Source organism: Methylobacterium sp. R2-1 (assembly GCF_014191355.1).
GTDB lineage: Bacteria > Pseudomonadota > Alphaproteobacteria > Rhizobiales > Beijerinckiaceae > Methylobacterium.
Genome location: NZ_JACHWM010000002.1, coordinates 328,639 through 343,198, shown reverse-complemented (window position 1 = coordinate 343,198; position 14,560 = coordinate 328,639). Strand labels below are relative to the sequence as shown.

Sequence of the window (14,560 nt, the reverse complement as noted above, 5' to 3'; positions counted from 1 at the left end):
ATTTGACGCCTTCGCCGTCGGCAGGCAGTCATGCCCGGAGCCGGGAGAGACCACGATGTTCCGCACACTGATGACGACGCGACGCTTCGCGCCGCTGTTCTGGTGCCAGTTCTTCTCCGCGTTCAACGACAATTTCCTCAAGAACGCGCTCGCCCTGCTGATCCTGTTTCAGGTCAGCGCGCGGGGCGAGAGTTCGGGCGGGGTCCTGGTGACGCTGGCCAGTGCCGTGTTCATCGGCCCGTTCTTCATCCTGTCGGGTCTCGGCGGGCAGATGGCTGACCGCTACGACAAGGCGCTGCTGGCCAAACGCCTGAAATTCGCGGAGATCTTCGCGGCCCTGCTCTCGGTGCTCGGCTTCTGGCTGCACTCGGTGCCGCTGCTGTTCGGGGCACTCGGCCTGTTCGGAATCATCGCGGCCCTGTTCGGGCCGATCAAGTACGGCATCCTGCCCGACCACCTGAAGCGCGAGGAGCTGACCGCCGGCAACGCGCTGGTCGAGGCGGCGACCTTCCTGGCGATCCTGCTCGGCACCATCACCGCGGGTCTCGCCATGGCGATGGGCGGTCACGCCCTGGGGCTCGGCGCCGGGCTGATGGGTATGGCGGTCCTGTGCTGGCTCGCCGCCCGGATGATTCCGGCCACCGGCGAGGGCGCGCCCGACCTGCATGTCGACCGCAACGTCGCCCGCTCCACCGCCGAACTCCTGCGCGACCTCTGGTCCGACACGCGGCTGTGGCGCGGTTCGGTGATCGTGAGCTGGTTCTGGCTTGTCGGCGTGGTGGTCCTCTCGCTGCTCCCCGTTCTGGTGCGCCAGACGCTCAACGGCACCGAGATCGTCGCCACGACGCTGCTCGCGATCTTCTCGATCGGCATCGCGGTCGGCTCCGGCCTCGCCTCGTGGCTGGCGAGCGGGCGCATCGTCCTGCTGCCGACGCCGGTCGGCGCGGTGCTGATGGGCCTGTTCGGCCTCGACCTCGCCTGGACGGTCTCGCAGGTGAGCCCGGCCACGGCCGAGCCGGTCGGCGCCTGGGACTTCATCACCGGCGGCTCGGGCCTGCGCATCGCCATCGACTTCTTCGGGCTGGCTGTCGCGGGCGGGCTCTACGTCGTGCCCTCGTTCGCCGCGGTGCAGGCCTGGACCGAGAAGGCCAAGCGCGCCCGCGTCATCGGCGCCGTCAACGTGCTGACGGCCGCCTTCATGGTCGGCGGCACCCTGGCGCTCGCGCTGCTTCAGGGCATCGGCCTCTCCACGGCCCAGCTTCTCGGCCTCGTGGCCGTGCTGAACCTGATCGCCGGCGCGGTGATCCTCGTGACCCTGCCGACGAATCCGCTGCGCGACGCCCTCTCGATCCTGTTTCGCGCCTTCTACCGCCTGGAGGTGAAAGGCCTGGAGAACGTGGAGAAGGCCGGTTCGAATGCCATCGTCGCCCTCAACCACGTCTCCTTCCTCGACGCGCCGCTGGCGCTCTCGCTCCTCGACAAGGAGCCGGTCTTCGCCATCGATCACGGCATCGCCCAGCGCTGGTGGGTGAAGCCGTTCCTCAAGGTGACGAAGGCGATGCCGCTCGATCCGACCCGGCCGCTCGCCACCCGCACGCTGATCAACGCGGTCAAAAGCGGCGAGACGCTGATCATCTTCCCCGAGGGCCGGCTCACCGTCACCGGCAGCCTGATGAAGGTCTATGACGGGGCGGGCCTGATCGCCGACAAGTCCGGCGCCATGGTCGTGCCGGTGAAGATCGACGGACCGGAGCGCACGATCTTCTCGCGCCTGAAGCGCGATCAGGTGCGCCGGGCGTGGTGGCCGAAGGTGACGGTGACGATCATGCCGCCGGTCCGCCTCCACGTCGATCCCGAACTCAAGGGCAAGAACCGCCGCCGCGCGGCGGGCGCGGCGCTCTACGACATCATGTCGGACCTCGTGTTCGAGACCGCCGACATCGAGCGCGGCGTCTTCTCCGCGCTCATCGAGGCGGGCCAGCTTCACGGCTGGCGGCGCACGGCGCTCGAAGACCCGGCGACGGGTAAGATGAGCTATTCGCGCCTCGTGATGGGTGCCAATATCCTGGGCCGGAAGCTTCAGGTCTTGCTGCCCGACGCGAAAAAACCGGTCGGGCTGATGCTGCCCAACGCCAACGGCGCGGCGGTGACGTTCTTCGCGCTCGCCAGCGCGGGCCGCGTGCCGGCGATGATCAACTTCTCCGCCGGCCCCGCCGCGGTGCTCTCGGCCTGCCGCGCGGCGCAGGTCGACACCCTCCTCACCTCGCGGGCCTTCATCGAGAAGGGACGCCTCGGCGCGCTGATCGAGGGCATCCAGGGCAGCCTGCATCTGATCTACCTCGAGGACGTGCGGGCAGGCGTCACCACGGGCGACAAGATCCGCGGTTTCTTAAGCCCCCGCCGGCCGCTCGTCGCGCGCCAGGGCAGCGACCCGGCGGCGATCCTGTTCACCTCAGGATCCGAGGGCACGCCGAAGGGCGTGGTGCTCGCCAACCGCGCGATGCTCGCCAACACCGCGCAGGTCGCCGCCCGCATCGATTTCGGGCCGCGCGACAAGGTGTTCAACGTGCTGCCGGTCTTCCACGCCTTCGGGCTGACGGCGGGGCTGGTCCTGCCGCTGATCTCGGGCGTGCCGGTCTACCTCTACCCCTCGCCGCTGCATTACCGGATCGTGCCCGAACTCATCTACGGCACCAACGCCACGGTCCTGTTCGGCACCGACACCTTCCTCACCGGCTACGCCCGGATGGCGCATTCCTACGACCTGCGGAGCCTGCGCTACGTCGTGGCCGGTGCCGAGCCGGTGAAGCAGGCCACCCGCAAGACCTGGGCGGAAAAATTCGGCCTGCGCATCCTGGAGGGCTACGGCGTCACCGAGTGCGGGCCCGTGCTCGCGCTCAACACGCCGATGTTCAACCGGTTCGGCACGGTCGGCCGGCTGCTGCCGGGCATCGAATCGCGCCTCGAACCGGTGCCCGGCATCGAAGAGGGCGGACGCCTCGTGGTGCGCGGCCCCAACATCATGCTCGGCTACCTGCGCGCGGAAAAGCCCGGCGTGCTGGAGCCGCCCGCCGACGGCTGGTACGACACCGGCGACATCGTCGCCTTCGACGCCGACGGCTTCGTGACGATCAAGGGTCGGGCCAAGCGCTTCGCCAAGATCGCGGGCGAGATGGTGTCGCTGGCCAGCGTCGAGGCCTTGGCCGCCGAACTCTGGCCCGACGCCCCGAGTGCGGTGGCCGCCGTGCCCGACGCCCGCAAGGGCGAGCGCCTGATCCTGTTCACGGAGGCCAAGGGCGCGACGCGGACCGCCTACCAGACCCATGCCAAGGGCCGGGGCGCGGCCGACGTCGCCATTCCTGCCGAGGTGGTCGTGCTGGAGAAGCTGCCGATGCTCGGCACCGGCAAGGTCGATCAGGTGAGCGTGACGAAGCTCGCCCGCGAGCGGGCGGCGACCGCGGAGGCGGCGTGAGGGTTTTCGGCTTCCGGATGATCTCGCCCGGAAGCCGTTTTCCGCTGATCAAGCCGTATGCCGGTCATGCACGTTCCAGATCGGTCCGTGGAAAATCCTCGCCGACATAGAGCAGCCGGCAGCCTCTCTCCTTCGCCAGAGCGTAGGCAAAGCAGTCACCAAAATTCAGAGCCGCGGGATGAACGCCTTTACCCCATGTCCCGTAGGCTTGAACGACAAGCTGCACGGTAGCAGCGGTCACGCCGATAATCTCGAAGCCGAGCCCGGCGATGAGTTTTTCCATCTCGTCCCTGCGATTCCGTCGCAAAGCAACGATCAAGGCTTCGGCCATTGTCCCGGCTGAGATGAGGATCTTATCCTCTGCTTCCAGAACGTCGGCGCATCGATCCGCTTCCGCTTCACCGAGGAGGATCGCCATCAAGGCCGAGGTATCGACCACGATCACTCGGGTAATCCATCCTCGCCGTAGAGGAAGTCCTGACTCCGCTCCGCACTCGGTCCCATCGATGGTTTTGCCGCTGCGGACTTCCTGACGGCGTTCAGGACGGCCCGTCGTGTCTCTCGATCCGGCATGGGCCTAACGGGCTCGAGGCGAACAGCGGGATGGCCGTGCCGCGTCAGGATGATTTCCTCTCCTGCTTCCGCGCGTCGGACCAAGTCGGTCAACTGTCCCTTGGCGTCTGTCACCGAGACGTGCATCGCCCCGTTTCCCCATGCGACGAGAGGGGTTGGAATCTGGACTACTTAATAGTCCAGCACAAGGTCTCGCGCCTGCCCACCGGATCGCACCGCGCCGGCCGTCCCGCCGGAAGTCGAACTTAAACCATTCTTGGCCCTATCCTCGGCCGGCCTCACCGTCCGCTGGTCCGTTGCCGATGCCCCTCTCCCGCCGCCGCTTCCTTGCCTCCTCGCTCGGTGTCGCGATCGCTGGCCCCGCCGCCGCACAGAGCTATGGCCAGACCTTCAAGGTCGAGAACGACGAGGGCCGGCCGGTCGCCAACATGCGGCTGCCGGGCGAGATCACCGGGCAGATTCAGGAGTTGCGCGGCGTCACCTATGTCGGGCCCCGCGAGGCCGAGGTGACCCTCTACGAGTTCTTCGACTACAACTGCCCCTGGTGCCGCAAGGCCGCCGCCGACGTCACCGCGCTCGCCGGCAGCGATCCTGCCCTGCGCATCGGCCTCGTCCACAACCCGATCCTGTCGCCGATGTCGGCGCAAGCCGCCAAGGTTTCTCTGGCGGTGCAGCGCAAGCTCGGCTCGGCGGCGGCCTTCGCCTTCTACGGCCAGCTTCTCGCCACCAAGGGCCAGATCGACGGGCTCAAGGCGCTCGAAATCGGTGCCAGAACCGGGGTGCCGCGGGCCGAGCTCGAACAGATCGCCGATAGCGACGAAGTGCGCGAGGCGATGCGCGCGCACATGAACGTCGCGGCCAATCTCGGATTGTCCGCAACACCCTCCTACGTGCTCGGCAATACCGGCGTGCTCGGCCATCCCGGTGTGAAGTCGCTGGCGAAGATGATCGCGGCGATGCGGCGCTGCGATCAGATCGCCTGCGGGTAGGGCATCGTCCCGAAAGGTGGCCACTGGCTTGTCTGAGAAGACGATGCCCCCGCGCAAACCTGCCTCAGGCCCCGCCGATGAGGATGCCGGCCGCGAGCACGAGGGAGCCGCCGAGCACGATCTGGAAGGCGGCCCGCAGGAAGGGCGTCTCCATGTAGCGGTTCTGGATCCAGACGATGGCCCAGAGCTCGGCGAAGACCACGGCGAAGGCGATGCTCGTCGCCAGCCAGAAGTTCGGGATCAGGTAGGGCAGCGCGTGGCCGAGGCCGCCCAAAGCGGTCATCACGCCGGAGGCGAGGCCGCGTTTCAGCGGTGAGCCGCGCCCGGAAATCTTGCCGTCGTCGTGCGCGGCCTCGGTGAAGCCCATCGAGATGCCCGCGCCGATCGAGGCCGAGAGGCCGACGAGGAAGGTCGTCCACGGGTTCTGCGTGGCGAAGGCGGTGGCGAAGATCGGGGCGAGCGTCGAGACCGAGCCGTCCATCAGCCCGGCGAGTCCCGGCTGGACCCAGGTCAGGACGAACTGGCGGTGGGCCACCGCGTCTTCCTCGTCGCGGACGGTTCCGCCGAGATGCTGCTCGCTCAGCGCCTCGGCCGTCCGCTCGTGCGCGCTCTCCGCCGCGGCGAGGTCGCCGAGCAGGCGGCGCGTGTCGGCGTCGGTCGAGCGCCGGGCGGCGGCGAGGTAGAAGTCGCGCGCCTGCCGCTCCATCGCGGCGGCCTCCACCCGGACGCGGTCGAGCCCGAGATTGCGCATCAGCCAGACCGGCTTGCGGCTGTAATAGCCCGCGATGTGCTCGCGCCGGATCGGGATGATGAAGTCGCCGAAGCGCTGCTTGTAGCGCTCGATCAGGCGACGGCGGTGCTCGTCCTCGGCGTCCGCCATCGCGTCGAACAGGGCGGCCGAACGGGGATAATCGCCGCGCAGGCGCCCGGCATAGGCGCGGTAGATCTGGCCGTCCTCTTCCTCGGACCCGATCGCGAGCGCCAGGATCTCCTGCTCGCTGAGATCGTCGAACCGTTGCCGGCCGCCGAGCGTCAGCATCGAGAGACGGCTCATCATGGTAAGGTCGCCCTCCGAAGGACAGCTCGCATCGGACGACGCAGGCAGGCCCGCGTCATCGCACCCGTTTCGGGTCTGTTGGTGTCAGGATTCCTGCTCTTGCAGCAGCCGGTACTCGCGCCCGTGCCGGCAATAGCCCTCGACGATGTGGCTCATCAAGGCGCGCTTCTTTGGGTCCAGCGTCCCGAGAATGCGGGCCGGGCGCCCGCCCCAAAGGTGGCCGCCCTCCAGCAACTGACCCGGATCGGTGGTCGAGCCGCCGGCCAGCATCACGTCGTCGGCCACCACCGTGCCCGGCGCCAGCACCGAGCCGATGCCGATGAGGCTGCGGGCGCCGATCCGGCAATCGGCCATGCGGACGTTGTGGCCGATCGTGGTGTCGCGCCCGATCACCACGCCCTCGCCGCGGCTGCGGATCACCGTATTGTCCTGGATATTGGTGTCGGCCCCCACCACGATCGGACCGACCTCCGCGGCGAGTTCGCAGGAGAACAGCACCGTCGATCCGGCGCCCAGCGCGATGCGACCGGAGAGCCGGGCGGTGCGGGCCACGAACACGCTGGCCTCGGTCTCGGGCGGCACGGTCTCGGGCGGGCTCGCCCCCTCGCCTGCCGCCTCGCGCAGGCGCTCGGCCCGCTCGGCCAGTTCCTCCGGCGTCACCGGGCGCAGGCGCTTGGCCGGGTTGCCGCCATAGGCGAAGCCGCTTTCGAGATTCGAGCGGGGGAAGATGGTGGCACCCGCCTCGATCAGCACGTTGTCGCCGACGGTCGCCCCGTCGAGGATGATCGCGTCGTCCTCGATCACCACGTCCGAGCCCACGGTGCAGGCATGCACCACCGCGTTGCGGCCGACCGTGACCCGGTCGCCGATATGGGTCGGCAGCGATTCGGTGGCGATGTGGACGGTGGAGCGCGCGCCGAGCCAGAAGCGGTCGCCTGCGGTGATCGGTTGCCCATCGCTGCGGATCACGCTGTCGTCGCCGAGCCAGGCCTGGGACCCGAGGGTGGCGGCGCCGATCACGGTACTGGCGCGCCCGCACCAGACGGGTCGGCTGGCGAAGACGGGCAGGATGCCGTCGTAGGGCAGGATCAGGTCGGGCGTCACGTCGCGGCTCGCTGTTCTTCGAAACGGCGCCGGTGGCGCGGTCCTATTCTTGAGCCATATAGGCCCACGGGCAAATGGGGTAACAGGCTTGCGCGAAAACGCTCGCCCCGACCCGTCGCCGCCGCGTACGCGTTCCCGAAGAGACGGTCATGACGGTCAGCATCCAGTCCGAGCCCTTCGACACCGCCGCCGAGATCGCCCGGATCGAGGCGGAGCTGGCCGGCCGGGCGGGCGCGGTGGTGACCTTCTCCGGCCTATGCCGCGACGAGGCGGGGCGGCTCGCTGCGCTGGAGCTGGAGCATTACCCCGGCATGGCCGAGGCCGAGATCGCTCGGGTGGTGGAGGAGACGCGTACCCGCTGGCCGGTCCAGGCCCTTCGGGTGATCCACCGCCACGGGCTGGTGCGGCCGGGCGAGGGCATCGTCCTCGTCGTCACCGCCTCGCCCCACCGCAAGGCGGCCTTCGCCGCGGCCGACTTCCTGATGGATTACCTCAAGACCCGCGCCCCGTTCTGGAAGCGCGAACACCTCGCCGACGGCACCACCGGCGGCTGGGTCGCGGCGACGGAGGCCGATGCCGCCGCCGCCGAATCCTGGGCCTGACCTCGTCCCAACCTCTCGGCCTGACCGGACACCGCGAACGGAAACCCCCTCCTCATGACGGCCTCCTCTTCCAGCCCGCCGGGCGCGCGCCGCCTCGCGGCCGCGGGCATCGCGGTCGTGTCCTTCGCCGCCGCCCTCTGGCTCGCCTGGACCGCTTCGGCGACGCTGCTGCTGATCTTTTCCGGCATCCTGTTCGCCGTCTTCCTCGACGGCGTGACGCGGGGCCTCGGCTACGTGCTGCCGATCGGGCGCGGGTGGCGTCTCGCGCTCGCCTGCCTCGTGCTCGCCGCCCTTGCGCTGGGGCTCTCGGCCTTCGGCGGCGCCACCGTGGCGAGCCAGGCGCGCGACCTCGGTACCACGGTGCGCCAGCAATCGGAGACGGTGCGCGACTGGCTGAAGGAGCGCGGCATCGAGATCGATCTCTCGCAGGCCGCCCCAGCGGGTCAGGGAGGCGGCAAGGAGTCCGGTCAGGGCGAGGGCAAGGACCGGCCGGAGCAGAAGCAGGGCGATCTGGCCGGGTTCGCGTCGGGTGCCCTCAAGAGCCCGGGCTCGCTCCTGTCGGATGCGGGCAGCGTGCTCGGTCCGGCGGCGACCGTGGTGATCGCGCTGTTCAACGCGCTCGGCAATCTGCTGGTGATCGTCTTCCTCGGAATCGCCATCGCCGCCGATCCGGGAAGCTACCGCAACGGTGCGCTGCGGCTCGTTCCCCCACACCATCGCGAGAAGGCCGCGCGCGTCCTCGACGGATCGGGCGAGACCCTGCGGCACTGGCTGTTCGGGCAACTCGTGACCATGGCGGCGATCTTCGTGCTGACCTGGGCAGGCCTCAGCTTCCTCGGCATCGGCGGCGCGCTGATCCTCGGGCTCCAGGCCGGACTGCTCGCCTTCGTGCCGACCATCGGGCCGTTGATCGCGGGCGTGGTGATCGTGCTGAGCAGTCTCGCTTCGGGGCTGAACGGATTGCTCGGGGCGGTCGGCGTCTATCTCGCGGTGCAGACGGCGGAGAGCTACGGGCTCACGCCCTTCATCCAGCGCCGCGCCCTCGACCTGCCGGCGGCGACGATCTTCGCTGGCCAGCTTCTGCTCGGCGTGCTGTTCGGCCTGTGGGGCGTAGCGCTCGCGCTGCCGCTGGTCGCGGTGATCAAGGTGCTGCTGGAAGAGCTCTACATCGAGGAAGGGACCGAAGCGGAGGCCTGACGCTCCGCTTCGGTCCCGATCACCTTAAGGCGCCATGTCGGGGACCGGCTTGACGGTGCCCGTCTCGGCCGGGACCGCGGCCGGCGTCGGCGTGCCGATCTGCGGCGGCGGGGTGAGCTGCAGGTGCTCGCTGGTAGACGCGAGTTCCTGGTAGACCCGCTGCGGATCGTCGTTCAGCCGTGTGCCGTAGCTCGGCACGATCTGGCGGATCTTCGCCTGCCATTCCGGGCTGGCGACCCGCTTCGCGAACACCTTCTCCAGCACGGTCAGCATGATCGGCGCGGCGGTCGAGGCGCCCGGTGAGGCGCCGAGCAGGGCGGCGATGCTGCCGTCCTTGGCCGCCACCACCTCGGTGCCGAGCTTCAGCACGCCGCCCTTCTCCGGGTCGCGCTTGATGATCTGCACGCGCTGGCCGGCCTGGACGAGGCGCCACTCGTCCTTTTTCGCATCGGGGAAGTACTCGCGCAGGGCCTGATAGCGATCCTCGTCGGAGAGCATGACTTGGCCGGCGAGGTACTCGATCAGCGGGTACTGCTCCACGCCCACCCGCACCATCGGCCAGACGTTGCCGGTGGTGGTCGAGGTCAGCAGGTCGAAGTAGGAGCCCTCCTTCAGGAACTTGGTCGAGAAGGTCGCGAACGGTCCGAATAGGATCACGCGCTTGCCGTCGAGCACGCGGGTGTCGAGATGCGGCACCGACATCGGCGGCGAGCCGACCGAGGCTTTGCCGTAGGCCTTGGCGAGGTGGCGCAGGGCCACGTCCTGGTTCTCAGTGACGAGGAACGAGCCGCCGACCGGGAAGCCGGCATAGTCGTCGGCCTCGGGGATGCCGGAGGCCTGCAGAAGGTGCAGGGCGCCGCCGCCCGCGCCGATGAACACGAACCGGGCATCGACCGTGTGGCGGCTGCCGTCCTTCAGGTTCTTCGACGTGACGCGCCAAGTGTACCCATCCTTGTCGTCCTTGTTGCGCTCGAAGCTCTCGACTTCGGTCGAGAGGCGCAGGTCGAACTTCGGCCCGCTCTTCAGCGAGGCGATGTACTGGCGGGTCACCTCGCCCCACTCGCAATCGGTGCCGAGCGGCGACCACGTGGCGGCGACCTTCTGCTTCGGGTCGCGCCCCTCCATCATCAGGGGCACCCACTTCTTGAGCTGCTCGGGATCGGTCGAGAATTCCATCCCGGCGAAGAGCGGGCTGGCTTTCAGCGCCTCGTAGCGCTTGCGCAGATACGTGATGTTGTCGTCGCCCCAGACGAAGCTCATGTGGGGTGTGGAGTTGATGAAGGAGCGGGGGTTCTTCAGCACGCCCTTTTGCACTTGCCAGGCCAGGAACTGGCGCGTGACCTGGAAGGCCTCGTTGATCTCGACGGCCTTGCTGATCTGGACGTTCCCCTTGGAATCCTCCGGCGTGTAGTTCAGTTCGGCGAGCGCCGAGTGGCCGGTGCCGGCGTTGTTCCAGCCGTTGGAGCTTTCCAGCGCCACGCCGTCGAGCCGCTCGACCATCTCCAGCGACCAGTCGGGCTCGAGTTCGCGCAGCCAGACACCGAGCGTCGCGCTCATGATGCCGCCGCCGATCAGCAGGACGTCGACCTTCCGCACCTCGCCCGCGGCGAGCAGGGGCGAACCCGGCAGAGCCGTCGCCGCCATGCCGGCCAAGGCGCCGCCAAGGACTTGCCGCCGGTTCATCGGCATCGGGCTATGTTGCACATTGGCGGAACGAATGTGCAGTTTATCGTCTATTTTCATTTTAATTTTCGTGCCGCTCAAAAATTTATTGGTCCCAGCGGTCCGCTACAGCACGTGCGGGCAAGCGACAACCCGGCGATTACATGGCTGCCATGCCCTGAAACCTTGAACATCCGCGGCGGCCTGTCAGGCTGCCAGAGCAGTGTTCACCCTCCCGGCCTTTGGTTTCCGACAGGGCCGGGAAGAGGCCGATCATTGGTCTGCGAGCCTCCATCGGCGAAACCTCAGCGCGCCGCCGAGTGCTCCGTGCGGCGGACGCTTCCGAGAATCGCGCGGGCGGCTTCGTGGCGGACCGCGCCGGTCTCGCAAGTCTTGCAGATCGCCCCGAGAGAGCGGCCGCTCAACCGTCGCGGGCGGCAGCCGGAACCGCGGCGATGCCGGCGCCCGCGGCCCAGGCGTTGAGATCCTGCTTGCGGATCGCCGCCGCCATCATGTCGGGGAAGAGGTCCGGCGTGCAGGCGAAGGCGGGCACGCCGAGGGCCGCGAGCCGCGCGGCCAGTCCCCGGTCGTAGGCCGGCGCGCCCTCGTCGGAGAGGGCCAGCAGCGCCACCACCTGCACGCCGGCGCCGACGAGGCGCTGCGCCTGGGCGAGCAGGCCGGCCTCGACCCCGCCCTCGTAGAGATCGGAGATCAGCACGAGCACCGTGTCCTCGGGCCGGGTGATGCGCGAGGCGCAGTAACCGACCGCCCGGTTGATGTCGGTGCCGCCGCCGAGCTGGACCGAGAACAGCACCTCGACCGGATCGTCCATCGCGTCGGAGAGATCGACCACCTCGGTGTCGAACACCACGAGCCGGGTCGAGACCGCGGGCAGCGAGGCCATCACCGTCCCGAAGATGCTCGAATAGACCACGGAATTGGCCATCGAGCCGGACTGGTCGATGCACAGGATCACGTCTTTCAGCGATCCGCGGCTTTTCCGCCCGTGGCCGAGGCGGGTTTCCGGGATGATGGTGCGGTACTCCGCCTGATAGTGGCGCAGGTTCGCCCGGATGGTGCGGTTCCAATCGATCTCGGCGTGGCGCGGGCGGCGGTTGATGCTGGCGCGGTCGATCGCCCCGCTCACCGCCTGCCGCAGCGGCTCCTCCAGCCGCTTCATCAGCGCGTCCACGACCTTGCGCACCACGAGGCGGGCCGTTTCCTTGGTGCGCCCGCCGAGCAGGCCGCGCATCGAGATCAGGGTCGAGACGAGGGAGACGTCGGGCTGGACCGCCTCCAGCATCTCCGGCTCGGTCAGCATCCGCTTGAGGTCGAGCCGCTCGAAGGCGTCGCGCTGCATCACCTGCACCACGGAGGCCGGGAAGTAGTCGCGGATGTCGCCGAGCCAGCGCGGCACGGAGGGGGCAGAGGCGCCGAGACCCCCCTTGCGGTCGGAATCGTAGAGGGCGCCCATTGCTCGGTCGAGGCGCTGGTCGCGCTCCGATAAGGTGCAGCCGGTGCCCTCGGCCGCCCCGCCGCCGAGCACGAGGCGCCAGCGGCGCAGGCGTTCCGCTTCGCTCTCGCTCATCTGGCGTCTCCGGTGGTTTCGTCCGCGGATTTGGCGGGTTCGGGGCCGAGCAGCAGGCGCAGGATCGGCAGCACTTTTGCCGCGCGCGGTGCATCGAAGCCGTGCAACGCCTCCGCCTCGCCGGGGGCGGCCCCGCCCGGCCGGGCCAAAGCCTCGCCGACGGCCCGGCGCTCGGCCGGCGCGAGGGTCGCGAAGGTGCGGCGCACCAGCGGCAGCAATTCGGTGAAGAGGTCCGCGTCGAGGCCGCAGAGCCAGTCATCGACCACCGCGAGCAGTTCGCGCCCGTGGATCAGCACGGCGCCGCTGTCCTCCAGAAACCCCTCGATCCAGGCGGCGGCCGGTCCGGCGCCCGAGGCCCGCGACAGGGCAAGGCGCAGGCGCTCGCCGGCCTCCCCTGCCGCGATGGCGCGCTCGTCGAACAGCAGGCGCACGGCGCGGCCGACGATGCGGCCGTGGACGTGCTCCTGGTCGGCGAGCGCCCGCAGGGCCTCCCCCCAGACCGCCTTCAGCTCCGGCTCCTCGATCAGCGCGACCGCGCCCGACACGGCGACGATGCGCGCCTTGGCCGCTGCCGCCGCGTCGTCGTCGAGGCTCTGGCAGGCGGCCACCAGCCCGGCGGCCGCCCGGGGCACGAGGCCGCGCACCACCGCGAGCACCGGCTCGGTGTCGGAGGAGCGCACGGAGCCGTAGCGGGCGAGTTCGGCGAGCGGGGGCAGCGCCTCCATCAGGTCGAACACGTCGGCCGAGACCGCGGCGCGGTCGTTGAGGGCCTGGATCACCTCCGCCGTGGCGCCGGGAAGGTCGGCGTCGAGCAGGGTGCCGATCAGGCCGGAGAGTTCGGCGACGCGGGTCGCCTCCCGCGCACGGCTCCGCACCCGGCCGGCGGCAGCCTCGGCGATCGTGCCGCCCTCGGCCGACGCCGCCACCAGCTCCACCACCCATTCCGGCTGCCAGGAGAGGAACCAGCCCTCCTTGAAGGTGCCGCGCCCGCGCGCCTCCCGTCGCTCGCCCCAGGGGATGCCGATCAGCTTGAGCCGGTTGAGGAAGTGGCTGCGGGCCAGATCCGTCTCCTTGCGCAGGTCGAGGATGATCTCGCCCGCCGCGGCGGCGGGCTTCAGCCGCAGGCGCCTGCACTGCGCCTCGAAATCCGCCTCCACCGGTGTACCGGGGCTGTCCGGCGGGGTAGCGCCGAGGCGCTCGCCGATGACGAGCTTGCGCCGGATCAGCCCCATCGGTGCCGGGTCGGCGAAGCAGAGCGTGGCCTGGGCGGCCTCGTCGAGGTCGTCGAGGGAGGGCCGGGACCGGCCGCGGAAGCCCGCCAGCGCCTCGGCGAGCCGCGCCGCCTCGATCACCGAGGCCGGCGAGGCGTCGAGGTCGTTTTCGCGGAGCAACGCGGCGGCGCGGGCGAGCCATCGGGCGGCGACCCGTCCCTCGTGGTGCCACAGGGTATCGTACCATTCCGGCGAGAGCACCCCGGCGCGGTAGCCGGAGGCGAAGGCCAGCCGCTCGTAGGACCAGGGCGCCCAGGCGGCGGCGACCTTGGTCTTGGGCAGGTTTTTCAGAGTTGCGGCATCCGCCGTGGCTTGGCCCTTCGCGTCGTGGCGCATCAGCGCCGGCACGTGCCATGCGCCGCAGACGACGGCGATGCGCTCGAACCCCTCCTTGGCCGCACGCCGGATCGCGCTGCGCATATGCGCCTCGCGCGCCTCCTCGCGAAAAGCCTCGTCCGGATCGGGCTCGGCGCCCTCGCGCAACGCTCCCATCGCCTCGGCAATCGCGGCGAACACGTCGCCGTCGGCGCCCGCGCGGCTCTCGACCAGCGCGTCCCACCAGCGCTCGCCATCCGGATAGCCGGCGAGCGCCGCGAGTTCGCCGAGAGGATCGCGTCGGATCGCGGCTTTTGCCGGAGTGGGGCCGGCCTCCGATGAAGCCTCGGCGATGGGCTCCGCATCGATCGGCGCGGCCTCAGGCGGGGCTTCCGATTCGCCAAAGCCGTCGGCGAGCTGGATCGCGTGCGGCAGGTCGATGAAGCGGACGGTCGCGCCGGCCGCAATCCCGTGTTGCATCGCGACCCATTCCGGCGAGAAGGCCGCGAAGGGAAAGAACGCGCAATCGCGCGGCCGGTCCGGCCGGTAGACGAGGAGCGCCACCGGGGGCGCCATCGCCTCGTGGAGGCTGAGCGGGATCAGCGCGTCGGTATCCGGCGGGCCCTCGATCAGCAGGCAGTCGGGGGTGAACGCGTCGAGCGCCGCCTTGAGCGAGCGGGCGGAGCCGGGGCCGTGATGGCGGATGCCGAAGAGACGGATGTCGGGCATC

Annotated in this window: 11 protein-coding genes; 4 read left to right on the top strand and 7 right to left on the bottom strand. The window is 69.7% G+C overall.

The features are described 5' to 3' along the window. Positions 1-55 precede the first annotated feature (55 nt). Positions 56-3,472, top strand: coding sequence for an acyl-[ACP]--phospholipid O-acyltransferase (locus FHU13_RS04190; protein ID WP_183434582.1), 3,417 nt, complete (start codon positions 56-58; stop codon positions 3,470-3,472). Between the two features lie 64 nt (positions 3,473-3,536). On the opposite strand, the gene FHU13_RS04185 is transcribed toward FHU13_RS04190, so the two are convergent. Next, complete coding sequence (locus FHU13_RS04185) at positions 3,537-3,917, bottom strand: type II toxin-antitoxin system VapC family toxin (protein ID WP_183434581.1); 381 nt, start codon at positions 3,915-3,917, stop codon at positions 3,537-3,539. Next, positions 3,914-4,171 carry a type II toxin-antitoxin system Phd/YefM family antitoxin gene (locus FHU13_RS04180; RefSeq protein WP_183434580.1) on the bottom strand — a complete coding sequence of 86 codons (258 nt, stop codon included), beginning with the start codon at positions 4,169-4,171 and terminating at the stop codon, positions 3,914-3,916. Before FHU13_RS04180 ends, FHU13_RS04185 begins: the two co-directional genes overlap by 4 nt. A 176-nt stretch (positions 4,172-4,347) precedes the next feature. Here FHU13_RS04180 and FHU13_RS04175 point away from each other — a divergent pair, with 176 nt between their 5' ends. Next, a complete protein-coding gene (locus FHU13_RS04175) occupies positions 4,348-5,034 on the top strand; it encodes a DsbA family protein (protein WP_183434579.1) in 687 nt (228 codons plus the stop codon). Between the two features lie 64 nt (positions 5,035-5,098). Here the strand turns inward: FHU13_RS04175 and mbfA are convergent, their stop codons facing one another. After that, on the bottom strand, positions 5,099-6,091 hold the full coding sequence (gene mbfA, locus FHU13_RS04170) for an iron exporter MbfA (protein WP_183434578.1): 993 nt from the start codon (positions 6,089-6,091) through the stop codon (positions 5,099-5,101). 84 nt (positions 6,092-6,175) lie between these two features. Further along, positions 6,176-7,195: a gamma carbonic anhydrase family protein gene (locus FHU13_RS04165; RefSeq protein WP_183434577.1), complete on the bottom strand. Its 1,020-nt coding sequence runs from the start codon at positions 7,193-7,195 to the stop codon at positions 6,176-6,178. A 149-nt stretch (positions 7,196-7,344) separates the two neighbouring features. On the opposite strand from FHU13_RS04165, the gene FHU13_RS04160 reads away from it, so the two are divergent. Then, a complete protein-coding gene (locus FHU13_RS04160) occupies positions 7,345-7,797 on the top strand; it encodes a molybdenum cofactor biosynthesis protein MoaE (protein WP_183434576.1) in 453 nt (150 codons plus the stop codon). 54 nt (positions 7,798-7,851) lie between these two features. Then, on the top strand, positions 7,852-8,994 hold the full coding sequence (locus FHU13_RS04155; RefSeq protein WP_183434575.1) for an AI-2E family transporter: 1,143 nt from the start codon (positions 7,852-7,854) through the stop codon (positions 8,992-8,994). A gap of 24 nt (positions 8,995-9,018) precedes the next feature. Here FHU13_RS04155 and mqo read toward each other — a convergent pair whose 3' ends face one another. From mqo to FHU13_RS04140, 3 genes are all read right to left on the bottom strand, one after another. Continuing rightward, positions 9,019-10,683, bottom strand: a complete 1,665-nt coding sequence (gene mqo / locus FHU13_RS04150) for a malate dehydrogenase (quinone) (protein WP_183434722.1) — start codon at positions 10,681-10,683, stop codon at positions 9,019-9,021. A gap of 394 nt (positions 10,684-11,077) precedes the next feature. Continuing rightward, positions 11,078-12,244 (bottom strand): VWA domain-containing protein, encoded by a 1,167-nt coding sequence (locus FHU13_RS04145; RefSeq protein ID WP_183434574.1) that lies wholly within the window; start codon positions 12,242-12,244, stop codon positions 11,078-11,080. After that, a complete protein-coding gene (locus FHU13_RS04140) occupies positions 12,241-14,559 on the bottom strand; it encodes a DUF5682 family protein (protein ID WP_183434573.1) in 2,319 nt (772 codons plus the stop codon). Before FHU13_RS04140 ends, FHU13_RS04145 begins: the two co-directional genes overlap by 4 nt. Position 14,560 lies beyond the last annotated feature (1 nt).

Coding starts and splice junctions, on each gene's coding strand:
- mbfA (WP_183434578.1), bottom strand. CDS start 6,091: ATGATGAGCCGTCTCTCGATGCTGACGCTCGGCGGCCGGCAACGGTTC.
- FHU13_RS04160 (WP_183434576.1), top strand. CDS start 7,345: ATGACGGTCAGCATCCAGTCCGAGCCCTTCGACACCGCCGCCGAGATC.
- FHU13_RS04180 (WP_183434580.1), bottom strand. CDS start 4,171: ATGCACGTCTCGGTGACAGACGCCAAGGGACAGTTGACCGACTTGGTC.
- FHU13_RS04155 (WP_183434575.1), top strand. CDS start 7,852: ATGACGGCCTCCTCTTCCAGCCCGCCGGGCGCGCGCCGCCTCGCGGCC.
- mqo (WP_183434722.1), bottom strand. CDS start 10,683: ATGCCGATGAACCGGCGGCAAGTCCTTGGCGGCGCCTTGGCCGGCATG.
- FHU13_RS04140 (WP_183434573.1), bottom strand. CDS start 14,559: ATGCCCGACATCCGTCTCTTCGGCATCCGCCATCACGGCCCCGGCTCC.
- FHU13_RS04175 (WP_183434579.1), top strand. CDS start 4,348: ATGCCCCTCTCCCGCCGCCGCTTCCTTGCCTCCTCGCTCGGTGTCGCG.
- FHU13_RS04190 (WP_183434582.1), top strand. CDS start 56: ATGTTCCGCACACTGATGACGACGCGACGCTTCGCGCCGCTGTTCTGG.
- FHU13_RS04145 (WP_183434574.1), bottom strand. CDS start 12,244: ATGAGCGAGAGCGAAGCGGAACGCCTGCGCCGCTGGCGCCTCGTGCTC.